The 20,489-nt window shown below is 60.1% G+C and carries 22 protein-coding genes; 16 read left to right on the forward strand and 6 right to left on the reverse strand.

The genetic code is table 11. From position 1 onward, the window contains the following. Nucleotides 1–27: 27 nt before the first annotated feature. Nucleotides 28–1,188, reverse strand: a complete 1,161-nt coding sequence (locus ACYPYQ_RS04105; RefSeq protein ID WP_459720116.1) for a Do family serine endopeptidase — start codon at nucleotides 1,186–1,188, stop codon at nucleotides 28–30. Between the two features lie 38 nt (nucleotides 1,189–1,226). Between ACYPYQ_RS04105 and ACYPYQ_RS04110 the strand changes: the two genes are divergently transcribed. From ACYPYQ_RS04110 to ACYPYQ_RS04140, 7 genes are all read left to right on the forward strand, one after another. Beyond that, nucleotides 1,227–1,973, forward strand: coding sequence for a Nif3-like dinuclear metal center hexameric protein (locus ACYPYQ_RS04110; RefSeq protein ID WP_459720118.1), 747 nt, complete (start codon nucleotides 1,227–1,229; stop codon nucleotides 1,971–1,973). Nucleotides 1,974–2,192: 219 nt separating this feature from the next. Continuing rightward, the gene (locus tag ACYPYQ_RS04115; protein ID WP_459720121.1) at nucleotides 2,193–2,624 is read left to right on the forward strand and encodes a c-type cytochrome domain-containing protein; all 432 of its coding nucleotides are present in this window, start codon (nucleotides 2,193–2,195) and stop codon (nucleotides 2,622–2,624) included. 204 nt (nucleotides 2,625–2,828) lie between these two features. After that, a complete protein-coding gene (petA, locus tag ACYPYQ_RS04120) occupies nucleotides 2,829–3,458 on the forward strand; it encodes a ubiquinol-cytochrome c reductase iron-sulfur subunit (RefSeq protein WP_459720124.1) in 630 nt (209 codons plus the stop codon). Then, nucleotides 3,458–4,693 carry a cytochrome b gene (locus tag ACYPYQ_RS04125; RefSeq protein ID WP_459721198.1) on the forward strand — a complete coding sequence of 412 codons (1,236 nt, stop codon included), beginning with the start codon at nucleotides 3,458–3,460 and terminating at the stop codon, nucleotides 4,691–4,693. Before petA ends, ACYPYQ_RS04125 begins: the two co-directional genes overlap by 1 nt. Before the next feature lie 19 nt (nucleotides 4,694–4,712). Then, nucleotides 4,713–5,420 carry a cytochrome c1 gene (locus ACYPYQ_RS04130; RefSeq protein ID WP_459720128.1) on the forward strand — a complete coding sequence of 236 codons (708 nt, stop codon included), beginning with the start codon at nucleotides 4,713–4,715 and terminating at the stop codon, nucleotides 5,418–5,420. A 126-nt stretch (nucleotides 5,421–5,546) separates the two neighbouring features. Continuing rightward, on the forward strand, nucleotides 5,547–6,146 hold the full coding sequence (locus tag ACYPYQ_RS04135) for a glutathione S-transferase N-terminal domain-containing protein (protein ID WP_459720132.1): 600 nt from the start codon (nucleotides 5,547–5,549) through the stop codon (nucleotides 6,144–6,146). A gap of 5 nt (nucleotides 6,147–6,151) precedes the next feature. Next, the gene (locus tag ACYPYQ_RS04140; RefSeq protein WP_459720135.1) at nucleotides 6,152–6,556 is read left to right on the forward strand and encodes a ClpXP protease specificity-enhancing factor; all 405 of its coding nucleotides are present in this window, start codon (nucleotides 6,152–6,154) and stop codon (nucleotides 6,554–6,556) included. 51 nt (nucleotides 6,557–6,607) lie between these two features. Here ACYPYQ_RS04140 and rpoH read toward each other — a convergent pair whose 3' ends face one another. The 4 genes from rpoH to ftsY all read right to left on the reverse strand — a co-directional run bounded on the left by rpoH (nucleotide 6,608) and on the right by ftsY (nucleotide 10,047). Next, nucleotides 6,608–7,465 carry an RNA polymerase sigma factor RpoH gene (gene rpoH / locus ACYPYQ_RS04145; RefSeq protein ID WP_459720138.1) on the reverse strand — a complete coding sequence of 286 codons (858 nt, stop codon included), beginning with the start codon at nucleotides 7,463–7,465 and terminating at the stop codon, nucleotides 6,608–6,610. Nucleotides 7,466–7,529: 64 nt separating this feature from the next. Next, a complete protein-coding gene (gene ftsX / locus ACYPYQ_RS04150) occupies nucleotides 7,530–8,435 on the reverse strand; it encodes a permease-like cell division protein FtsX (protein ID WP_459720142.1) in 906 nt (301 codons plus the stop codon). Beyond that, the gene (ftsE, locus tag ACYPYQ_RS04155) at nucleotides 8,432–9,097 is read right to left on the reverse strand and encodes a cell division ATP-binding protein FtsE (RefSeq protein WP_459720145.1); all 666 of its coding nucleotides are present in this window, start codon (nucleotides 9,095–9,097) and stop codon (nucleotides 8,432–8,434) included. Before ftsE ends, ftsX begins: the two co-directional genes overlap by 4 nt. Then, nucleotides 9,094–10,047 (reverse strand): signal recognition particle-docking protein FtsY, encoded by a 954-nt coding sequence (ftsY, locus tag ACYPYQ_RS04160; protein ID WP_459720148.1) that lies wholly within the window; start codon nucleotides 10,045–10,047, stop codon nucleotides 9,094–9,096. The genes ftsE and ftsY overlap by 4 nt, the downstream gene beginning before the upstream one ends. A 67-nt stretch (nucleotides 10,048–10,114) precedes the next feature. On the opposite strand from ftsY, the gene ACYPYQ_RS04165 reads away from it, so the two are divergent. The 9 genes from ACYPYQ_RS04165 to ACYPYQ_RS04205 all read left to right on the forward strand — a co-directional run bounded on the left by ACYPYQ_RS04165 (nucleotide 10,115) and on the right by ACYPYQ_RS04205 (nucleotide 19,904). Next, a complete protein-coding gene (locus ACYPYQ_RS04165; RefSeq protein ID WP_459720151.1) occupies nucleotides 10,115–11,467 on the forward strand; it encodes a M16 family metallopeptidase in 1,353 nt (450 codons plus the stop codon). Continuing rightward, nucleotides 11,457–12,770, forward strand: coding sequence for a M16 family metallopeptidase (locus ACYPYQ_RS04170; RefSeq protein ID WP_459720154.1), 1,314 nt, complete (start codon nucleotides 11,457–11,459; stop codon nucleotides 12,768–12,770). The genes ACYPYQ_RS04165 and ACYPYQ_RS04170 overlap by 11 nt, the downstream gene beginning before the upstream one ends. Nucleotides 12,771–12,811: 41 nt before the next feature. Beyond that, nucleotides 12,812–13,306 (forward strand): 16S rRNA (guanine(966)-N(2))-methyltransferase RsmD, encoded by a 495-nt coding sequence (gene rsmD, locus ACYPYQ_RS04175; protein WP_459721200.1) that lies wholly within the window; start codon nucleotides 12,812–12,814, stop codon nucleotides 13,304–13,306. Continuing rightward, nucleotides 13,303–13,788: a pantetheine-phosphate adenylyltransferase gene (gene coaD / locus ACYPYQ_RS04180; RefSeq protein ID WP_459720156.1), complete on the forward strand. Its 486-nt coding sequence runs from the start codon at nucleotides 13,303–13,305 to the stop codon at nucleotides 13,786–13,788. The genes rsmD and coaD overlap by 4 nt, the downstream gene beginning before the upstream one ends. A 2-nt stretch (nucleotides 13,789–13,790) precedes the next feature. Continuing rightward, on the forward strand, nucleotides 13,791–14,048 hold the full coding sequence (locus tag ACYPYQ_RS04185) for a YfhL family 4Fe-4S dicluster ferredoxin (RefSeq protein WP_459720159.1): 258 nt from the start codon (nucleotides 13,791–13,793) through the stop codon (nucleotides 14,046–14,048). A gap of 122 nt (nucleotides 14,049–14,170) precedes the next feature. Beyond that, complete coding sequence (locus ACYPYQ_RS04190; RefSeq protein ID WP_459720162.1) at nucleotides 14,171–16,852, forward strand: bacteriohemerythrin; 2,682 nt, start codon at nucleotides 14,171–14,173, stop codon at nucleotides 16,850–16,852. Nucleotides 16,853–16,926: 74 nt separating this feature from the next. After that, on the forward strand, nucleotides 16,927–17,526 hold the full coding sequence (locus ACYPYQ_RS04195) for a LexA family protein (protein ID WP_459720168.1): 600 nt from the start codon (nucleotides 16,927–16,929) through the stop codon (nucleotides 17,524–17,526). Between the two features lie 237 nt (nucleotides 17,527–17,763). Next, the gene (locus ACYPYQ_RS04200; protein WP_459720171.1) at nucleotides 17,764–18,591 is read left to right on the forward strand and encodes an ABC transporter substrate-binding protein; all 828 of its coding nucleotides are present in this window, start codon (nucleotides 17,764–17,766) and stop codon (nucleotides 18,589–18,591) included. Next, nucleotides 18,588–19,904, forward strand: a complete 1,317-nt coding sequence (locus ACYPYQ_RS04205) for a diguanylate cyclase domain-containing protein (protein WP_459720176.1) — start codon at nucleotides 18,588–18,590, stop codon at nucleotides 19,902–19,904. Before ACYPYQ_RS04200 ends, ACYPYQ_RS04205 begins: the two co-directional genes overlap by 4 nt. A 1-nt stretch (nucleotide 19,905) precedes the next feature. Here the strand turns inward: ACYPYQ_RS04205 and ACYPYQ_RS04210 are convergent, their stop codons facing one another. Continuing rightward, complete coding sequence (locus tag ACYPYQ_RS04210) at nucleotides 19,906–20,454, reverse strand: cytochrome b (RefSeq protein ID WP_459720179.1); 549 nt, start codon at nucleotides 20,452–20,454, stop codon at nucleotides 19,906–19,908. Nucleotides 20,455–20,489: the final 35 nt, after the last annotated feature.

Below are 20,489 nucleotides of genomic sequence, written 5' to 3' on the forward strand. Positions count from 1 at the left end.
ATTCATTTCTCCGAACAACCTGCAGGGTCACTCCATGACTTTGGGTTTTGGTCGCTTGCCCACTCGGACTTGCACGACGACTTCATTCTCGTTGCGCAACAACTTCAGGCCGACATTCTGGCCGGGCGTGAGTGCGGAGATGGTTTCCAGCATCACTGTCGAATCAACCAGTGCATTGTCAGCGATACTCACCAGTATGTCGCCCGGTTTGATTCCGGCCTTGTCTGCGGGGCCGTTGCGCATGACTTCCGAGATGAGCACGCCGTGAGCGGCCTTGAGTTTGAAAGATTCGGCCAGTTCGGGGGTCATGTCCTGCACCGCCACACCGATCCAGCCGCGTGTGACAGAGCCGGTCTGGATGATCTGTTCCATGACTTTCTTGGCGGTGCTGACCGGGATGGCAAAACCTATGCCCAGAGAGCCGCCGTTGGGTGAGTAGATGGCGCTGTTGATGCCCAGCAGATTGCCGCTGGCGTCGACCAGCGCGCCGCCGGAGTTGCCAGGGTTGATGGCGGCATCGGTCTGGATGAAGTTCTCGAAGGTGCTCAGCCCCAGGTGGTTGCGTTTGAGCGCACTGACGATGCCCATGGTCACGGTTTGTCCCACACCGAAGGGATTGCCCACCGCCAGAACGATATCACCGACGTGGGTGGCGTCGCCATTGGCAAAGGTTATCGCGGGCAGGGCATAGTTGACGTCGACCTTGAGCACGGCAAGGTCGGTCTCGGGGTCGGTGCCGACGATATGACCTTTGGCATTGCGGCCGTCGGCGAAGGCCACTTCGATTTGGTCGGCTGACTCAACCACGTGGTGGTTGGTGAGGATATATCCGTCTTGGCTGACGATGACGCCAGATCCGAGGCTGGAGTTCTGTTGCGGCTGGTTGTCTTCGAATTCATCGCCGAAGAAGAAGCGGAATCTTGGATCGTCCATGAAGGGATGTGTCGATTGCTTCACTTCACTGGTGGTGAAGATGTTCACCACGGACGGCATCACTTTTTGCGCGGCGCTACTGAAACCGGGGCCGGTCAGGCTGGGGGCGTTTTCTTCCGGTTCGCTTTGGTACAGTGTCACGACGCCGCCGCGAGCGGCGGTGGGGAGCAGGCCTGGTTTGAGGGTGTGTATGACGAACAGAACTGCCAGCCCGATGGTGGTGGCTTGCGCGAACAGGAGCCAGAATTTACGCATGTTATGATCCAGTCAGGCCGTTGATAGGGACAGATGTGATGCAATTAAAAGAATTGGCCGATTATATCGGAAGCGAGCTGGGGGTCGGCCGTTTTCGCGATTATTGTCCGAATGGTGTGCAGGTCGAGGGGCGGGCAGAGGTGCGGCGTATCGCGACCGGGGTCACGGCTTCGCGGGCCGTGCTTGATACGGCAGCGGCGTGGGGTGCCGATGCCATCCTGGTGCATCATGGGTATTTCTGGCGTAACGAGGATGCGGTCATCACCGGTGTAAAGAAGCAGCGTATCGCCTGTTTGTTGGCGGAGGACATCAGTCTGCTGGCTTATCATTTGCCTCTGGATGCACATTCGCTTTGGGGAAACAACGCACAACTCGCCAAACGTCTGGGGTTGCTGGAGAGTGGCCGTTTCGGGGAGCAGGATGTCGCATGTCATGGCCTGCTGGCTCAGCCTGTGGCGCTGGCAGATTTCGCCAAGGCAGTGGCTGAAACATTGAGGTTCGAGCCAACGGTAGTGGGCGGGGCATCAGGGCGGGTCAACCGTATCGCCTGGTGTAGCGGTGCTGCCCAGGGATATTTCGAGCAAGCCATCTCACTGGGGGTGGATGCCTTCCTGACTGGCGAGATTTCGGAGAGCAATGTGCATATGGCGCGAGAAAGTGGTGTGGCCTACATTGCCGCAGGGCATCATGCGACGGAACGCTATGGTATTCAGGCCCTGGGGGCACATTTGGCGGAAAGGTTCGGCCTCGAACACCAGTTCTTTGATGAAGAAATCCCTGTTTAGGTGATGGGTATATAACCGAGTGTGCGTTGCATTCTGAAAAGGCGTTGCGTAGTATTCGGCGTATAACCATGTAGGGTTATTTGTGTCGGTGTTCACGGCCGGCGCAGGAAGAAGTGACTTCCGGTTGCACAGGTCGTTTGGGGCAGCGCCATTCCGCTGCGAGGTAAGCCTTGCTGTTGCGCCGTATCGATGACGCACATGGGGTTACGGGGAGAAAGTATGAGAATCAGAATAATGATAGGCGGCGCGCTGCTGGCCGCACTTTCCTTGAACGCGTTGGCTGAGGACAAAGCACTCATGCCGGCGCATAACGCGCTCAATGTGCTGCAGTCCGGAGAAGTGAGCTTCAGCAAGGATGTGATGCCTATCCTGCAGGACTATTGTGTGAGTTGCCATCATCCGTCACCGACATCCAAGGGCTATGCCAAGAGCGGCTTGGACCTGACTTCCTATGAAGGCCTCATGAAAGGCACCAAGTTCGGCAAGGTGGTCATCCCTGGTGACAGCCAAACCAGCACTTTCACCAAGCTGCTGACCGGCACCAACAAAGGACTGAAGATGCCGATGGGCTTGAATGCCAGCGGTACTCTGGATCGCCAATATATCCTGACGCTGCGCAAGTGGGTCAAGCAGGGTGCCAAGAACAACTAGCATCAAGCAGTAATTGCGGCGAATAGGCTGTCCAAGTAGTATTCGCCGCCGGCAAGGGATCGAGTTGGGGAGACGATTCTGGGCTTGTCTGATAAAAACGTGACGGACAACGCCATGCCATCCTCCAGTACCGACGAGACGCTAGGGCAGCAGGGAGCTGCCCCAGTAGATATTTGACAACGTATTACGGAAGGGATGAGGGTCATGACAGACAATGTGGATCACGGCAAGCGACGAATGCTGATCGCTGCTACCGCTGCAGTGGGGGGGGTCGCCGCCGCCGGTGCAGGTGCACCGTTCGTATTGAGTTTGCAGCCTAGCGAACGCGCCAAGGCAGCCGGTGCGCCGGTCGAGGTGGATATCAGCAGCATCGAGCCGGGTACGATGATCAGTATCGAATGGCAAGGCAAGCCGGTATGGATCGTGCGCCGTACCCAGGAGATGCTGGATCTGCTGCCCAAGAATGACAAAAACCTCGCTGACCCGTCTTCATCCATTCCGCAGCAACCCGAGTACTGTAACAATGCAACCCGCTCCATCAAGCCGGAGATACTGGTCGTGCTCGGTGTCTGTACGCATCTGGGATGCTCGCCGACCTTCCGTCCAGAAGTCGCGCCGGCCGATCTGGGGGCGCAATGGGCAGGGGGCTGGTTCTGCCCTTGCCACGGTTCGCGTTTCGACCTGGCTGCCCGCGTGTTCAAGGGCGTGCCCGCACCGACCAACCTGATCATCCCCCCGCACATGTACCTGAGCGAGACTCGCCTGCTGGTCGGGGATGATGATAAAAGCAAGCTAAAAGGCGGCCAGCCCGCCGATAAGGGGGCCGCAGCATGATGAACCTTCTGAAAAATCTGATTGGTTGGATCGATGAGCGCTTCCCGCTGGTATCCACCTGGAAAGCGCACCTGTCCGAGTACTACGCGCCGAAAAACTTCAACTTCTGGTATTTCTTCGGTGGCTTGGCGCTGCTGGTGCTGGTGATCCAGATCCTCAGCGGTATCTTCCTGACCATGAACTACAAGCCGGACGCTCTGTTCGCGTTCGCCTCGGTCGAATACATCATGCGTGATGTGCAGTGGGGCTGGCTGTTGCGCTATATCCACTCCACCGGCGCATCGATGTTCTTCGTGGTGGTCTATCTGCACATGTTCCGCGGCTTGATGTACGGCTCGTATCGCAAGCCGCGCGAGTTGCTGTGGATCATCGGCATGATCATCTATCTGGCGTTGATGGGCGAGGCATTCATGGGCTATCTGTTGCCGTGGGGACAGATGTCCTTCTGGGGTGCTCAGGTGATCGTGAACCTGTTCTCTTCCGTGCCGTTCATCGGTCCGGATCTGGCGATCATGATCCGTGGCGACTTCGTGGTATCCGATATCACGCTGAACCGATTCTTCGCCCTGCACGTGGTGGCGATCCCGCTGGTACTGGTACTGATCATCGTGGCGCACTTGGTGGCGCTGCATGAGGTCGGTTCCAACAATCCGGATGGCGTTGAGATCAAGAAACACAAGGATGCCAATGGCGTGCCGTTGGACGGCGTGCCGTTCTTCCCATACATGGTGGTCAAGGATGGCGTGGCGGCAGTGGCCTTCCTGATGGTGTTCAGCGCGGTGGTGTTCTTCGCGCCGGACATGGGCGGCTATTTCCTGGAGTACAACAACTTCGTGCCGGCCAACCCGATGAAGACACCCGAGCACATCGCGCCGGTGTGGTACTTCACGCCTTACTACGCCATCCTGCGTGCGGTGCCGCCGATGTTCGGCTCCCAGTTCCCGGGTGTGGTGGCGATGGGCGTGGCGACCGTGATCTTCTTCGCGTTGCCTTGGCTGGATCGCGGCCCGGTCAAGTCAATCCGCTATCGCGGCCCGATCTACAAGACCTTCCTGGCCGCTTTCGTGGTGAGCTTCGTCGGCTTGGGCTATCTGGGTCTGATGCCGGCAACGGAAACCTACACTCTGATCTCGCGCATCCTGGCGGTGGTGTACTTCGCGTTCTTCTTCCTGATGCCCTGGTACACGAAGATCGACGCATGCAAGCCCGAGCCTGATCGCGTGACGTCCAAATAATTGAGAGGGGTTCGTTGAAATGAAAGCTATCAAGAAAGTAATCGTAGGGGCGATGCTGGCCTGCATGCCGGTACTTGCTGCCGCAAGCGAGGGCGGCGTGCATCTGGATAAGGCACCGCTCAACCTGCAGGATCAGGCCTCCCTGCAGCGCGGAGCCAAACTGTTCACTTCGCGTTGTCTGGCCTGCCACTCGGCCTCTGCCATGCGCTACAACCGCCTGAACGACATCGGCATGTCCGACGACCAGATCAAGGCAGAGTTGGAGTTGCCGGAAGACGTCAAGGTCGGGTCGACCATGCAGTCCGCAATGGACTCCAACTCCGCCAAGATGGCCTACGGCGTCGCGCCGCCCGACTTGAGCGTGATCGCACGTTCACGCAGTGCGGATTGGCTGTATAGCTACATGCGTACGTTCTATGCCGATCAGAGCAAGACCAGCGGCTGGAACAATGCGGTCTTCCCCAGTGTCGCCATGCCGTTCGTGCTGGCGGACATGCAGGGTGAGCAAGCCATGGAAGACGGGCACCTGGTGTTGAAAACGCCGGGTTCCATGTCCGTCGCCGAGTACGACGCTGCCATTGCCGATCTGACCAACTATCTGGTGTTCATGAGCGAGCCGGCCATCCTGGTCCGCCACCAGATCGGCTGGATCGTATTGATCTTCCTGTCCATTCTTCTTGTTCTGATGTATGCACTGAAGAAGGAGATATGGAAGGATATTCACTGAGGAGATTGAATTCGGGATGCGGTTCGTGTTAGTTTCCGCTCCCGTTGCAGTCTGCGCCGAGATGGCGGGGCAAATGCTCCGCCATCTGGTTTTTAACGCTACATAATTGTATTCAGGTGGTTTTTTATGATGACACTCTACTCGGGCACAACCGACCCCTATAGCCATCGTTGCCGTTTCGTGCTGTTTGAAAAAGGCATGGACTTCGAGGTGATCGATGTGGATGTATTCAACATGCCGGAGGATCTGGCCGTGATGAATCCCTACAACAAAGTGCCGGTACTGGTCGAACGCGACCTGATCCTGTACGAAGCCAATATCATCAACGAATATATCGACGAGCGCTTCCCGCATCCCCAGCTGATGCCGCCCGATCCGGTGATGCGCGCCCGCGCGCGCCTGTTCCTGCATCGCTTTGAGCAGGAATTGTTCTGTCACATCGAAGGCTTGGAAAGCAACAACGCCAAAGCTCAGGAGAAAGCGCGTGCGGCCGTGCAGAGCAATCTGACCCAGATTGCCCCGATCTTCGCCAAGCAGAAGTTCATGCTGGGCGATGAATTCTCCATGCTGGACGTGGCGATCGCGCCGCTGTTGTGGCGTCTTGAGCACTATGGTATTCAGCTCGACAAGGACGCTACGCCGATGATGAAGTATGCCGAGCGTCTGTTCTCGCGCCAAGGTTTCATCGAGGCCCTGACGCCTGCCGAAAAGGCCATGCGCAAGTAATCGCTGTGATAGACGAGCCGTCCACCAAACCTTATCTGATTCGAGCCATCTATGAATGGTGCGCAGATGCCGGATACACCCCGTATCTGGCGGTGCAGGTGGATGAATACACGCAAGTGCCGATGGGCTATGTGAAGGACGGTCAGATTGTCCTGAATATCGGTGGGGATGCGGTGAAGAATCTGCAGCTTGGCAATGAGGACATCAGTTGCAACGGCCGCTTCGGCGGAGTCGCCCACCAGCTGATGATCCCGGTTGCAGCAGTCATCGGTATCTTTGCCAAAGAGACAGGGCAGGGGCTGGTATTCCAGGCAGGCGAATCGGCTCCTTTGTCATCGACTGAGCCGCCAGATGAGCCGCCCTCCCCTCCGGCATCCTCAGGCAGGCCGCAGCTCAAGGTCGTCAAATAAAAAAGCCGCAGCACTCTGCGGCTTTTTTATTTGCGCTTAGTCCAGCGATTACTAGGCTTGTGCCAGCAGGCCGCCCATCTTGCTGAAGGCTTTCTGCTCAATCTGGCGGATCCGTTCCGCCGATACGCCGAATTCATCGGCCAACTCGTGCAGCGTGGCGCTTCCATCCTCTTTCAGCCAGCGTGCCTCCACGATGCGGCGGCTGCGTTCATCCAGTGCAGACAAGGCGTTCGCCAATCCTGTCGATTGCAAACGTTCCTGCTCCGATGTCTCCAGAATGACGGAGGGCTCATGTGTCTCATCATCAGCCAGATATCGCACGGGTGAGTAGCTCTCATCCTCATCATTGCCGGCCAATGGGTCGAGTGACAGTTCATGGCCAGCGAAACGCGCTTCCATCTCCACCACGTCGTGTTCGCTGACGTTCAACTGCTGGGCGATCTCGCTCACCTGCTGCGGACGCAGCGGCTCCAGTCCTTTCTTAAGGCTGCGCAGGTTGAAGAACAATTTGCGTTGTGATTTGGTCGTGGCGATCTTCACCATGCGCCAGTTGCGGATCACGAACTCATGGATCTCGGCGCGGATCCAGTGCAGGGCGAACGAAACCAGACGCACACCACGCTCCGGATCATAACGTTTCACCGCCTTCATCAGGCCGATATTCCCTTCCTGGATCAGGTCGGCTTGCGGCAATCCATAGCCGATGTAGCCGCGTGCCACGCTGACCACGACACGCAGGTGCGACAGCACCAGTTGGCGGGCAGCCTCAAGATCGTTCTGCTGGCGGAAGCGTGTCGCCAACTCCAATTCCTGCTCATGGGTCAGGACCGGAAAGCGGTTGACGGCCTGCACATACCCCTCCAACCCGCCTGCGGCGGATGGCATTGGCAGATTCATGCTTGCATTCATGGTCTTTCCTCCTTTGCGGTGATTCTAGCACTCCTGTGCTGAGAGTGCCAAAGGGGGATTTGGTTCAACGGGGCTCGATCTGCCAAAGGTGCTGCGAAACCGAGAACCAGGCTCCCAGCCACCCCAGATAGCCGGAAAAGGCGAACAGGGCGAGGCTGTCCGGCCAGGAAAGCGTGTGTAACTGGAAATCGCTGGAATACAGCAGGGTGAGGTCAGCCAGACTGCCGTTCAGCAACCACAGGCTGGCGGAGACCAGCAGCCATGCCACGATGCCTCCGGTCAACCCTTGCAGCAGTCCGAAATACAGGAAGGGGCGGCGGATGAAGCCGTCGCTGGCACCGATCAGTTTGGACACCTCTATCTCGTCGCGCCGGGTCAGGATCTGCAGGCGTATGGTGTTGAACGTGATGGCGATCAGCGCAAGGCTGAGAGTGGTCGCGAGGATGGCCGTAGCCAATCTTCCCAAGCCCAGCAACGCATCCAGTTTCTTCACCCAAGCCGAGTCGAGTTGCACATGATCGAACTGCTGCCATGATCGCAGCTCCTGATGGAGTGCTTCCATCGCGTCGGCATCGGTCGACTTGGGATAGATGATGAAGGTGTCCGGCAACGGGTTGTGCGGCAGGTCGCCTACCATGTCCGATGCGCCGGTGCTTTGCTGCAATTGCTGCAAGGCCGTATCGCGTGAGACGAATTCCACTCTGGAGACGCGGTCATTCGCTTCCAGTCTCTCCTTGAGCGCGCGCAGTTCTGGGTCGCGTCTTCCCGCATCCAGGAACACGCTGATCTGCGGTGTTTCAGCCACCGATGAGGCGAGATGCTGCACACTCTTCAACAGCACATAGGTGCCGACCGGTAGGCTGAGCGCGATGCCGATGATGGTCATGTTGAGCAGCGAAGCGCCGGGCGTGAGCCACAGGCGGCTCAGTGTGGTTTGCAGCACATGCAGGTGTTCGCGCAGCCTCTTCATGTCGCGCTCCCTTGTTGCAGCATACCGTGATCCAGATGCAGCGCGCGCGCGGGGAAACGCTGCAGGACGCTCTGGTCGTGGGTGGATATCAGCAGTGTCACACCGACCTGATGGAAAGACCTGAAGATATTCAATATCTCGGCGGAGTATTCCGCGTCGAGATTGCCGGTGGGTTCGTCCGCCAGCAGGATATCGGGCCGGCTGACGATGGCCCGCGCGATGCACAGGCGCTGCTGCTCGCCGCCCGACAGGGCGACCGGGTTGGCTTTTTCGCGTGCGAGCAGGCCGACTTTGTCCAGCGCGGCGCGCACGCGCTTGGCGGCCTCGCGATGGTCGAAGCCACTGATCTGCAGGGGGAGAAGCACATTGTCGAAGGCGCTGCGGTCGAACAGCAGCTTGTGGTCCTGGAAGATCAGGCCGATGTTGCGGCGCAATGCAGGGATCGCTTCGCGCTTGATGGCGCGGATGTTGTGGCCGTTGATCAGCACGCTGCCGCTGGTGGGGCGTTCGATGGCGGCGATGAGTTTCAGCAGTGTGCTTTTGCCAGCGCCGGAGTGGCCGGTGAGATACACCATCTCGCCTTGGGCGATGTTGAAACTCACATCCTGCAAGGCTTCATGGCCGCCCGGGTAGCGTTTGTAGACCTGGCCGAAGTGGATCATCGCTCGATATCCAGCAGGGCTGCGATGAAATCCTCGGCGTTGAACGGCTTGAGGTCGTCCAGTCCTTCGCCCACGCCGATGAAACGCACGGGGATGGGATGGGCGCGGGCGATGGCGGCGATGACGCCGCCCTTGGCCGTGCCATCCAGCTTGGTCAGCACCAGGCCGCTGACATCCAGCGCATCGCCGAACGCCTTTACCTGCGACAAAGCGTTCTGGCCGGTGTTCGCATCCAGTACTAGCAGTACCTCGTGCGGGGCACCGGGTAGGGCCTTGTCGATCACGCGCTTCACCTTCTTGATCTCTTCCATCAGGTGCGCTTGCGTCGCGAGGCGGCCGGCGGTGTCTGCCAGTACCACATCGATGCAGCGTGCCTGAGCTGCCTGCACCGCATCGTAGATGACGGCGGCGGCGTCGCCGCTCTGTTGCGCGATGACAGTCACATCGTTGCGCTTGCCCCATTCCATCAGTTGCTCGCGCGCGGCGGCGCGGAAGGTATCGCCGGCCGCGAGCAGCACCGACTTGCCCTGGTTCTGGAAGTGCTTGGCCAGTTTGCCGATGGAGGTGGTCTTGCCGGCACCATTGACGCCGCACAGCATGATGACGAAGGGCCGGTTCGCCGCGATGTCCAGCGGTTTGGCCAGCGGCTGCAACAACTTCAGTAGCGCGTGCGCCAGCGCCTCTTTCAACTGGCTTGCCTCGGTCAGGCGCTGTTCCTTGACCTGGCGACGCACATCGGCGAGCAGTGTCTGTGTGGCGTCCATGCCCACATCGGCCGTGATGAGCAGGGTTTCCAGTTCTTCGTAGAGTTCGTCGTCGATGCGCGCGCCGGGAACCAGCAGAGCAGTCAGTTGTCCACCGGTCCGCGCCAAGCCATCGCGCAAGCGCTTGGCCCAGCCGCTATCGCTGGATTTGCTGTCAGGGCTTTGTTTTTTCAGGAAACTGAACATGGGCCGGGAAAGGTTTGGAGGAATGTCGCATAATGCGCCCGCATTTTAACGTTTCAGGACGATCCACATGAGATTTTATGCATTCTGTTTGGGGCTGTTAGCAGCTTTCTGTGCGCAGGCCGACGTTTTCGAACAGACGCTTGCCAACGGATTGAAAGTCATCGTGAAAGAGGACCGCCGTGCACCGGTGGTCGTGCAGCAGATCTGGTATCGCGCCGGCAGCATGGATGAGAAGACAGGGGTCACCGGCGTCGCACATGTGCTGGAACACATGATGTTCAAAGGCACCCGGGCAGTTCCGGCCGGGGAGTTCTCGCGCCGTATCGCCGCCGCCGGCGGGCGCGAGAACGCTTTCACCAGCTATGACTACACCGCTTATTTCCAGCAAATGCACAAATCGCAACTGGAACTGGCGATGAAACTGGAAGCCGACCGCTTGCATAACCTGAACCTGAGCGATGAGGAATTCGCCAAAGAGATCCGTGTGGTGATGGAAGAGCGGCGCTGGCGCACCGACGACGATGCGCATGCCTTGCTGGACGAACGCATGATGGCCACCGCTTATCAGGAGCACCCCTACCGCAACCCCATCGTCGGCTGGATGAACGATCTAAACAACATGACGGCGGAGGATGCGAGGCTCTGGTACCAGACTTGGTATGCCCCCAACAACGCGACGCTGGTCATCGCAGGAGATGTCGATGCGAAGCAGGTGTTCGCCCTGGCCCGCAAACACTATGGACGCATCAGTGCAGGCAAGTTGCCTGCACGCAAACACTATGAGGAACCGGCGCAGCTTGGGATCAAACGCATCGTGGTGAAGGCACCCGCCGAGTTGCCGCATCTGGTCATGGCCTATCACGCCCCGACCCTGCGCGATGTGGATAAGGACTGGCAGCCCTATGCGCTATCGGTCCTGGCCGGTGTACTCGACGGCAACGATTCGGCACGTCTGAACAAGTCATTGGTGCGCGAGCGGCAAGTGGCGACCAGCATCGGAGCCGGCTATGCCAATACCTCGCGCGGTCCGACCATGTTCTCGCTGGAAGCCACACCCGCAGCAGGCACATCGGTGGAGGCGCTGGAAGCAGCGATACGCGAACAATTGCAAATGATCGTGCGTGACGGCGTGAGTGAGGAAGAGTTGCGCCGCGTGCGCGCCCAGGTCACCGCCGCCGAGGTGTACAAGCTCGATTCCCTGTTCTATCAGGCGATGCAGATCGGGCAGATGGAAAGCATCGGATTGTCCCACCGTGACTTGCCGTTGATGCTGCAGAAACTGCAAGCTGTGACTGCGGAGCAAGTGCAGGCTGTGGCGCGCGACATCCTGCGCGACGACCAGCTGACCGTCGCCGTGCTCGACCCGCAACCGCTGGCAGCGGACAAGCCACAACAGGGAGGGTATGCCCATGCGCACTAAACTCCTGACTTTTGTCCTGCTGTGCGGATCCGCAGTCGGCGCGTTCGCCACACCCCAGATACAACACTGGCAAGCGGCCAGCGGCGCGCGCGTGTATTTCGTGGAAGACCACAACCTGCCCATGCTGGATGTGGCGGTCAGTTTTCCGGCCGGAAGTGCCTATGATAGTGCGGACACGAAAGGTGTGGCGGGACTGACCCATGGTTTGCTCGATCTGGGCGTGCAAGGCATGAACGAAGACGACATCGCACGCAAATTGGCAGATGTCGGGGCCAGGGTCGCCAGCAGTTTCGATGCGGATCGTTCCGCCATCACCTTGCGCACCTTGAGCAGTGCGGCGGAGCGCGATGTGGCGCTGGATATCCTGGCGCGCGTGCTGCAGCAGCCGCAGTTCCCGCAAGCGGTCCTGACGCGTGAGAAGACTCGCCTGATCGCCTCCCTGCGTGAGGCGGAGACCAAACCGGAATTCCTTTCCGAGAAAGCGTTCGGCAAGGCTGTGTTCGGCACCCACCCCTACGGCTGGCAAGCCGAGGTTGCGGATATCGAAAAGATTCAACGTGACGATCTGCTGGCGTTCTATCGTGCCCACTATGGTGCCGGGGATGCCGTCGTGGCACTGATGGGGGATATCACACGGCAACAGGCGGAAGCCATCGCGCAGCGATTGACCGCGCAACTGCCTCCGAGCGGGGGCGTCGCCGCCTTGCCTGCCGTTGACAGGCTGCATGCATCCAGCGAGCAGCGCATCACGCACCCCGCCAGCCAAAGCCACATCCTGCTCGGTGCGCCTGGGATCGCGCGCAACGACCCGGACTATTTTCCCTTGTATGTCGGCAACTACATCCTGGGCGGCGGCGGTTTCGTATCGCGCCTGATGAACGAAGTCCGTGAAAAGCGCGGCATGGCTTACAGCGTGTACAGCTATTTCGTGCCCATGCAGCAACCGGGCGCGTTCCAGATCGGTCTGCAGACCAAGAAGGAGCAGGTGGACGAGGCGCTGCAGGTGGTGCGCAAGACCCTGCGCGATTTCGTGGATAAGGGCGTGACGGAAGACGAGCTGCGCGCGGCCAAGCAGAACATCATAGGCGGCTTCCCGTTGCGCATCGACAGCAACCGCAAGATCCTCGATTACCTGAGCGTGATCGGCTTCTACGAGCTGCCGCTCACCTATCTGGATGAATTCCAGGCGCGTGTCGAGCAGGTGGATGTGCGGGCGATCAATGATGCTTTCCGTCGCCGTATCGATCCCGATGCCATGGCGACCGTGATCGTCGGTGGGCAGGTGGCAGGAGAGACGAAATAAACAAGGTCAGGATCATCGGCGGCACGCATCGCAGCCGCATCATCACCTTTCCCGATAGTGCCGGTTTGCGCCCGACGCCCGATCGCGTGCGTGAGACGTTGTTCAACTGGCTGGGCCAGACGCTGTATGGCAAGCGTTGCCTGGACCTGTTCGCAGGCAGCGGCGCGCTGGGGTTCGAAGCGGCCTCGCGTGAGGCGGAGCGGGTGGTGATGGTGGAGCAAGACCGCGCTGTATATAAGGTCTTGCAGGACTCGCTCCGCAAGCTGGACTTCCCGAATGTAGCGTTGCACTGCGATGATGGGATAAAATTCGCCATGCAGACGAATATGACGTTCGACGTCGTCTTTCTCGACCCCCCGTTTCAGAGCGATCTTTTGACTCGACTCATGCCGCGTTTGGCGCAGCTACTGAGCAAAGACGGTGTGGTCTATGTGGAAAGCGGGGCCGCGTTCGAAGCGGGGGAAGACTGGCGGGTGCTGAAGCAACGGCGCGCCGGAGCGGTACATTACCAACTATTGGAACGCGCCCAGGCATGATCAGAGTCGTATATCCGGGTACATTCGATCCCATCACGCGCGGCCACGAGGATGTGGTGCGACGTGCGGCGGGCCTGTTCGGCGAAGTCGTGGTGGCAGTCGCGGCGAGCCGCAGTGCCACCCTGTTCTCGCTGGACGAGCGGGTGGCGATGGCGCGCGAGGTGTTCGCCGATTCGGTCAATGTCCGGGTCGAGGGGTTCGACGATCTGCTGATGAACTATGTGCGCAGGCTGGAAGCGCGCGTCGTGTTGCGCGGATTGCGGGCGGTGTCCGATTTCGAGTATGAGTTCCAGATGGCGGGCATGAACCGCACGCTGGATCCGGAGGTGGAAACGGTGTTCCTCACCCCGGCCGAGCAGTACAACTTTATCTCCGCCAGCATGGTGCGCGAGATATCGCGCTTCGGCGGCGAGGTGGGCAAATTCGTCTCGCCCGCCGTGGCGGCAAGACTGCAGGATAAAAGATCAATCAAAGGAGAGTAGAAATGTCACTTATCATCACCGACGAATGCATCAACTGCGACGTGTGCGAGCCGGAGTGCCCGAATGACGCGATCTCGCAGGGCGACACCATCTATGTCATCGATCCGGCCAAGTGTACCGAGTGCGTCGGACACTACGATACGCCGCAGTGCGTGGAGGTGTGCCCGGTCGACTGCATCCCCAAAGACCCGAACCATGTGGAATCGCCGGAGCAGTTGCAGGCCAAGTACGAGCGCCTGATGGCAGCCAAGGGCAAGTGATTCGCTTCGCCTCGCTCTGACACAGCCGCCCGCAGGGGCGGCTTTGTTTTTTGCTTCAACTTTCCCGCCGGCGGGTGTAGCCTGTCCGCACGCATCGGAACGACAAGGTGCGGGGAGGGGAGATGAAGAACCGATATCAACCGCTGACCGTCCTGCTGGTGACGGTCGCATCCTTGATGCTGGGCGGTTTCCTGCTTTTCAACAGTCTGCGCGGCACGATAAGCGAGATGGTGAACGCCGACCTCGCGGCCGTCGCCACCCTGAAATCGCGACAGGTAGAGTCGTGGTTCGAGGACCGTGATGCCGACGCCGGGTCGCTGGCGGTCGATTCCTTCTTCTCGCGCGCGGTCCAGCGATGGTATGCGGGGGGATCGCAGGATGACCGACAGCGGGAGATGATCGTCAAACGTCTGGACGGATTCATCTCGCTGCACCGTTTCGATGCGGCCGTGCTGCTGGATGGTAAGGGGCGACCGGTGTTGCAGGTGGGAGCAGGCCCGCACGATACTCGTCATGCTCAGGTGCAGATCGCACAGGCGATGGCGAGCAACGAGACCGTGTTCGTCGACATGCACCGGCATGGCGATGCAGCGCCGGAGCTGGATTTCATCTCGCCGCTGCGAATCGAGGGGAGGGTGGTCGGTGCCTTGTATCTGATGGAAGATGCCGGCAGGCATCTGTTCCCTTTGCTGGATGATGATGCAGACCGGAGCGAACTGGTCGAAACGCACCTGGTCCGCCGCGAGGGCGACCAGGTGATGTATCTGAGCCCGTTGTCCGGTGTGCCCGATGCCGCACTTTCCTATCGTTTGCCGCTCAGAGGACCGTCCGTCACCGCTCAGGCCCTGATGCAAAACCGGCGTGCGCTGCAACTGGGGCAAGACCATCTGGGCAGGCAGGTGCTCGCCTATGCGCTGCCGATCCGGCATACCGGGTGGATGCTGGTCACCAGTGCCGACGAGGCGACGGCCTATGCGCTGCTGCGGAGACTGGAGATCGTCGCGCTTGCGCTGATGACGTTCATCCTCCTGTTGACCGTCGCTTGGTTCGCGCAATGGCAGCGCCGGCAGCGCAGCCTGCATCAGGCGAGGGAGATGCAGATCCGGCTGGCTGGCGAGGAACGTTTCCATACCGTGTTCGACCATGCGGCGCTGGCCATGGCGCGCCACGCCCTGAACGGCGACATCATGGAAGTCAACGACAGATGGTGCACGACCTTTGGCTATGCACGGGACGAGCTGGCGGCTCGCAGGCTGAACTGGCAGCAGCTCACCTTGCCTGACGATCTGGCGGAGAGTGCAGGCCAGGTGCAGCGACTGCTGTCGGGCGAAACGTCGGACATTCAGATGGAGAAGCGCTACCTGCGCAAGAACGGCCAGGTGTTCTGGGGCGAGGTGCGGGTCTCGCTGGTGCACGACGAGAGCGGTGCGCCGGATTATTTCATCAGTACCGTGCAGGACATCAGCGAACGCAAGCGACTGGAAGAGGAGCGCAACGCCAACCTGCTGCTGCTGCAGATGGCGCTGGATGCGGCGCAAGAGGCGGTGTGGGAATGGGATCTGCAGAGCGGCAAGGCTAGATTCAGCCCAGAGTATTACACCATGCTGGGTTACCTGCCCAACGAGTTCCCGGCCGATCATCGGTCTTGGTTGGAGCGCATCCACCCCGACGACCGGGACAAGGTGTGGCGGACCATACGGGAAGAATTGAAGCAGCACCAAGACATCTACGTGGCCGAATACCGGATGCAGACCAAGGATGGACGCTACCGATGGATCCAGGGGCGCGGCAAGTGCGTGGCGGTGGACGCGCAGGGCGAGCCGGCGCGGCTGGTCGGCATCAACATCGACATCCATGACCGCAAACAGGCAGAGTTGCAGATCAGCCATCTGGCATACCACGACAAGCTGACCGGTCTGCCCAATCGCGCCCTGTTCTTCGACCGCTTCTCGCAAGCGATCTCCCGGGCGAAACGCGACCAGTGTCGCGTGGCGCTGCTGTTCGCCGACCTGGACGGATTCAAGCAGGTGAACGACACGCACGGCCATGAGGCGGGTGATGAGGTGCTGCGCATGGCGGCGCAGCGATTGCTGGCTTGCCTGCGCGCGGTCGATACGGCGGTGCGATTCGGTGGCGACGAGTTCGCCGTGATATTGAGCGATGTGGAAGACAGGGCGCAGGTGGCGCAAGTGGCGGAGAAGATAGTGCATGCTTTTGAGGCCGAGATGACGCTCGCGCAAGGTGCTGGCTGCCAGATCGGTGTGAGCATCGGCATCAGCCTCTTCCCGGACAACGGTTCGACCATGGACGGTCTGCTCACCGCCGCCGACCGGGCCATGTATGACAGCAAACATGCCGGCAAGAACACCTATACCTTCTTCGGCGAGCGCGCTTCCGAGCTGGATGAGCAGTGGATCAGGTTCGACCAGTCGCATCTGATCGGTATCGCGGAGATCGACGAGCAGCACCGCAACCTCGTGCGTATGGTGAACAAGCTGAACAGCGAATGGCGCAAAGGCACGTCGCATACCGGCTTGCTCGCCTTGTTCGATGAGCTGGTGACCGCGACCGCCGAGCATTTCGAGACCGAAGGGCGGTATATGGCCCAGTACGCCTACCCGGAACAGCGGATGCACGAAAAAGAGCATGCCCTGTTGGTGGACGAGGCGATGCGTTTGCGCAAGGGTTTGAGTGAGGGCGGCGAGCTGCTCGCCCTGCAAACGATCAAGGATTGGCTGATCAACCACATCCTGCACGCGGATACTAGGCTCGCGCGCTACCTGACAGCCCGCGGAGTGCGCTGAGCGGGCACGGATGCATTGACACCAGAACGTTCGTTCTCTACCATGCAGACCATCCGTTCTGTACAGGTGATGCCATGACCGACCTCCATCCTTCCGCGCAGCGGGACGCCGAATATCTGGCCAGATTGCAGGATTACTATTCCGACTGGAAGAGCATCCCGTCCTATGCCGCCTTGTGCGACGTGTTCGGTATCGCCTCGAAATCCTGGGTGAAAGCCATCCTCGACCGGCTGGGCGAGGCCGGTTTCCTGGAACGCACGCCGGACGGCATGTGGATCCCGACGCGCGAGTTCTTCGCGCGGCCGCTGGCCGACAGTTCCGTCCCCGCCGGCATGCCGGTCACGGTCAGCGCGACGCAGGGCGAGTACTACGTGCTGGACGAGATGCTGATCGACAAGCCCTCGCAGACCACGCTGATCCCGGTCAAGGGAGACTCGATGGTGGAAGCTGGCATCCATGACGGCGATGTAGCGGTCGTGGAAAAGCGCCATCTGGCCAATGTCGGCGACATCGTGGTCGCCATCGTGGACGGCGAATTCACCCTGAAGACACTGGACAAGGAGCGCGGCAAATTCATCCTGCGCCCGCAGAACCCCGCGTATCCGGTCATCCGACCGCAAGGCACGCTGGAGATCTTCGGTGTCCTCGTCGGTCTCGTGCGCAAATATCGCTGACCCATTCCGCCTGCCTGCTGACAAGTATCCGCAACTCACGTATGTTCCCTGCCGTGGGGAGGCGCCCCGGGTGCGGTCGCCTGTCCCGGTTGTCTTGAGATCGCGGTCTTGCTGGGGAATGCTGATGGGGGGTGTCTGTTGAGCACGTTTTTTCCGACATGTTTGAGATGTCTGGCTGCAGCCTTGCTCTGCCTCTTCTCCGTGTCCGTAACGTGGGCAGCCGAACCGAGAAAGGTCGTGCTGCTGCTCAGCGAGCAGCATGCGTCTTATCAGCATTTCCGGCAGGCATTCGCGCAGAACCTGTCGCCTGACGTTCGGCTAGAAGTGCGCACGCTGGCGCAGCAGACGGATATCCCCGAGGCGGACATCCTGGTGACGGCGGGAAGCAAGGCCATGCAATGGGCCGCAGACCGATGGTATGGTGCGATGCTGGCCACCATGCTGTCCAGCAATAATTTCCAGCAATTGCGTGCCGGCAGGCCACTCCCGCATCCTTTGTCTGCATTGTTCCTCGATCAGCCGCTCCCGCGCCAGGTTGCGCTGATCCGTGCAGCGTTGCCATCATTGAGCAGGGTGGGGGTGTTGTATACGCCGGACGGGGATTTCGCCCAGCAGCCCTTGCAACAGGAGCTGGCCAGGCAGGGGGCATCGCTGCACAGCCAGACGGTGCAGCCGGACGACAGCCTTGCCGCCAGGCTCGAGGAGCTACTGGCACGGAGCGACATCCTGCTGGCGGTGCCGGATAGCCGGATATACAACTCCTCCACCATACGGAACATCCTGCTCGGCAGCTACCGGCGTGGCATCCCCGTGATCGGTCTGTCCGCAGCCTATGTCAATGCCGGGGCCTTGTGCGCGGTGTATTCGACACCCGAGCAGCAGGCTGCGCAATCGGCCGGGATGGTTTCCGAGTTCCTGCAGCGGGGCAGCTTGCCTTCCCCGCGATTCCCTCAGTTGTACCAGATCGCGCTGAACGCCGAGGTGGCGCGTTCGTTGCGCCTCGATATCCGTTCAGTCGAAGCGTTGCGTATCGAAATTGATCGCGTCGAAGGGGGGCGTCCATGAAGAGCAGGCGATACAAGATAGGCAGGTATGTCGCATGGCTGACGCTGTCGCCGTTATTGGTGATGTCTGTACTGCTCGAAGCGGTGTTCCTGCATGATCGCACGGAGAACATGGCGCAGAGCTTGCAAGCGCGCGGTGAACTGCTGGCGCGGCAGTTGGCCGCGAGTAGCGAATATGGCGTGTTCTCCTATAACCGGGAGTTCCTGCGCACGCTCAGTTTGCAGGTGCTGCATGAGCCTGATGTGCTTGCAGTGCGCATCACCGACCGCGATGGGCGTGAACTGGCGGCTGTCGGGGAAGTGGATGTACCACTGATGTCGGCAGACCGTGGGCGGGAGGGGCCTTCAGGGGACATCCTGCTGTTCCGGCAACCGATAACGTCCACGCAGCTGGCGCTGGACGAGCTGGAGGACAAGCCTGCCGTACAGCAGATCGGCAGCGTGGCGGTCGTGCTGAGTTGGAAGCGGACGCGCCAGCAGCAGACCGAGATGATGGTGATGGTGATCGCCGCCACCCTGGGTTTCCTGTTGCTCGTGTTGTACGGTGTGTTCAGGGCCAGCCGCAAGTTGATCGAACCGGTCTATCGGCTGAGCGGTGCGATCCAGGCGATCGGACGCGGCGAATTGCATACCCGGGTACGTCACGGGGTGGAGATTGAAGAACTGGGCAAGCTGACGGATGGCATCAATGTCATGGCCGAGCAGTTGCAGCAGGAAAGGGCGCATCTGCAGCTGCGCATCGATGAAGCGACCGAACAGTTGCGACAGCTGGCGTTCTTCGACACCCTGACCGGGTTGCCAAACCGGCGCTTGCTCAGCGACCGCCTGAATCAGGTGCTGGCAGCCAGCATGCGCAGCGAACGCTATGCGGCGGTGATGTTCATGGATCTGGACAAGTTCAAACCGCTCAATGACAAGTACGGCCATAGTGTGGGCGATCTGCTGCTGGTCGAAGCTGCCCGCCGTATCGAAAGCTGTCTGCGTGCCGTGGATACGGTCGCCCGCTTCGGCGGGGATGAGTTCGTGGTGTTGCTGAACGAGCTGGACGAAGACCGCGAGCGATCAACCAGACAGGCGCAGATCGTGGCGGAGAAGATCCGCGCTACCTTGTCGCAACCTTATCACCTGCTGTACCAGACGCTTGATCAGCCGCCGCTGGCGGTGAGCCACGAATGCACGGTAAGCATAGGCATGGTGCTGTTCCATGGCAGGCAGGCCAATCAGGAACAGATACTGGCCAGAGCGGATGCGGCCATGTATCAGGCCAAGGAGAGTGGCAACGCGATCCAGTTCATGGAAGAGTCGGCGGGCTGAGTCACCCCTTGCGCGACTGCTTCAGCCACGGGATCATGCGGGCCAGGATGTCGTCGCGTTCGATGAAGTGATGTTTGAGCGCGGCACCGATATGTCCGCCGAGCACACCGAACAGTGCGAAGTTGAGCAACTGATGCACCTGCTGCAGTGATTCCCCCAGCATCTTGTCCTTGCCGACCAGGTCTGGCAGCGGCAGTACGCCGAACCATACCGTCTGGAAGCCCTTGGCGGAACTCATCAGCCAACCGCTGAGCGGGATCAGCAACAGCAAGGCATATAGCAGGTAATGCACGCTTTCCGCCGCGACCCGCTCCCAGCGCGGCATGCTTTCGGGGAGTGCGGGCGGGCGGTGCGTCAACCGCCAGTAGAGGCGGATCATCATCAGCAGGAATACCGTCACCCCCAGCCATTTGTGGTAGCTGTACAGCTGCAGCTTGGCCGGCGAGAGCGGCAGGTCGTGCATGTAGATGCCCAGCGGGAAGGCGGCCAGGACCAGCAATGCGATGAGCCAGTGCAGCGAGATAGCGGTGCGGGTATATCGGTTCGACATGGCGATCATCCTGTGAAGAACGGTCGGCGCAGGGT

The organism is Sideroxyarcus sp. TK5 (assembly GCF_054601595.1).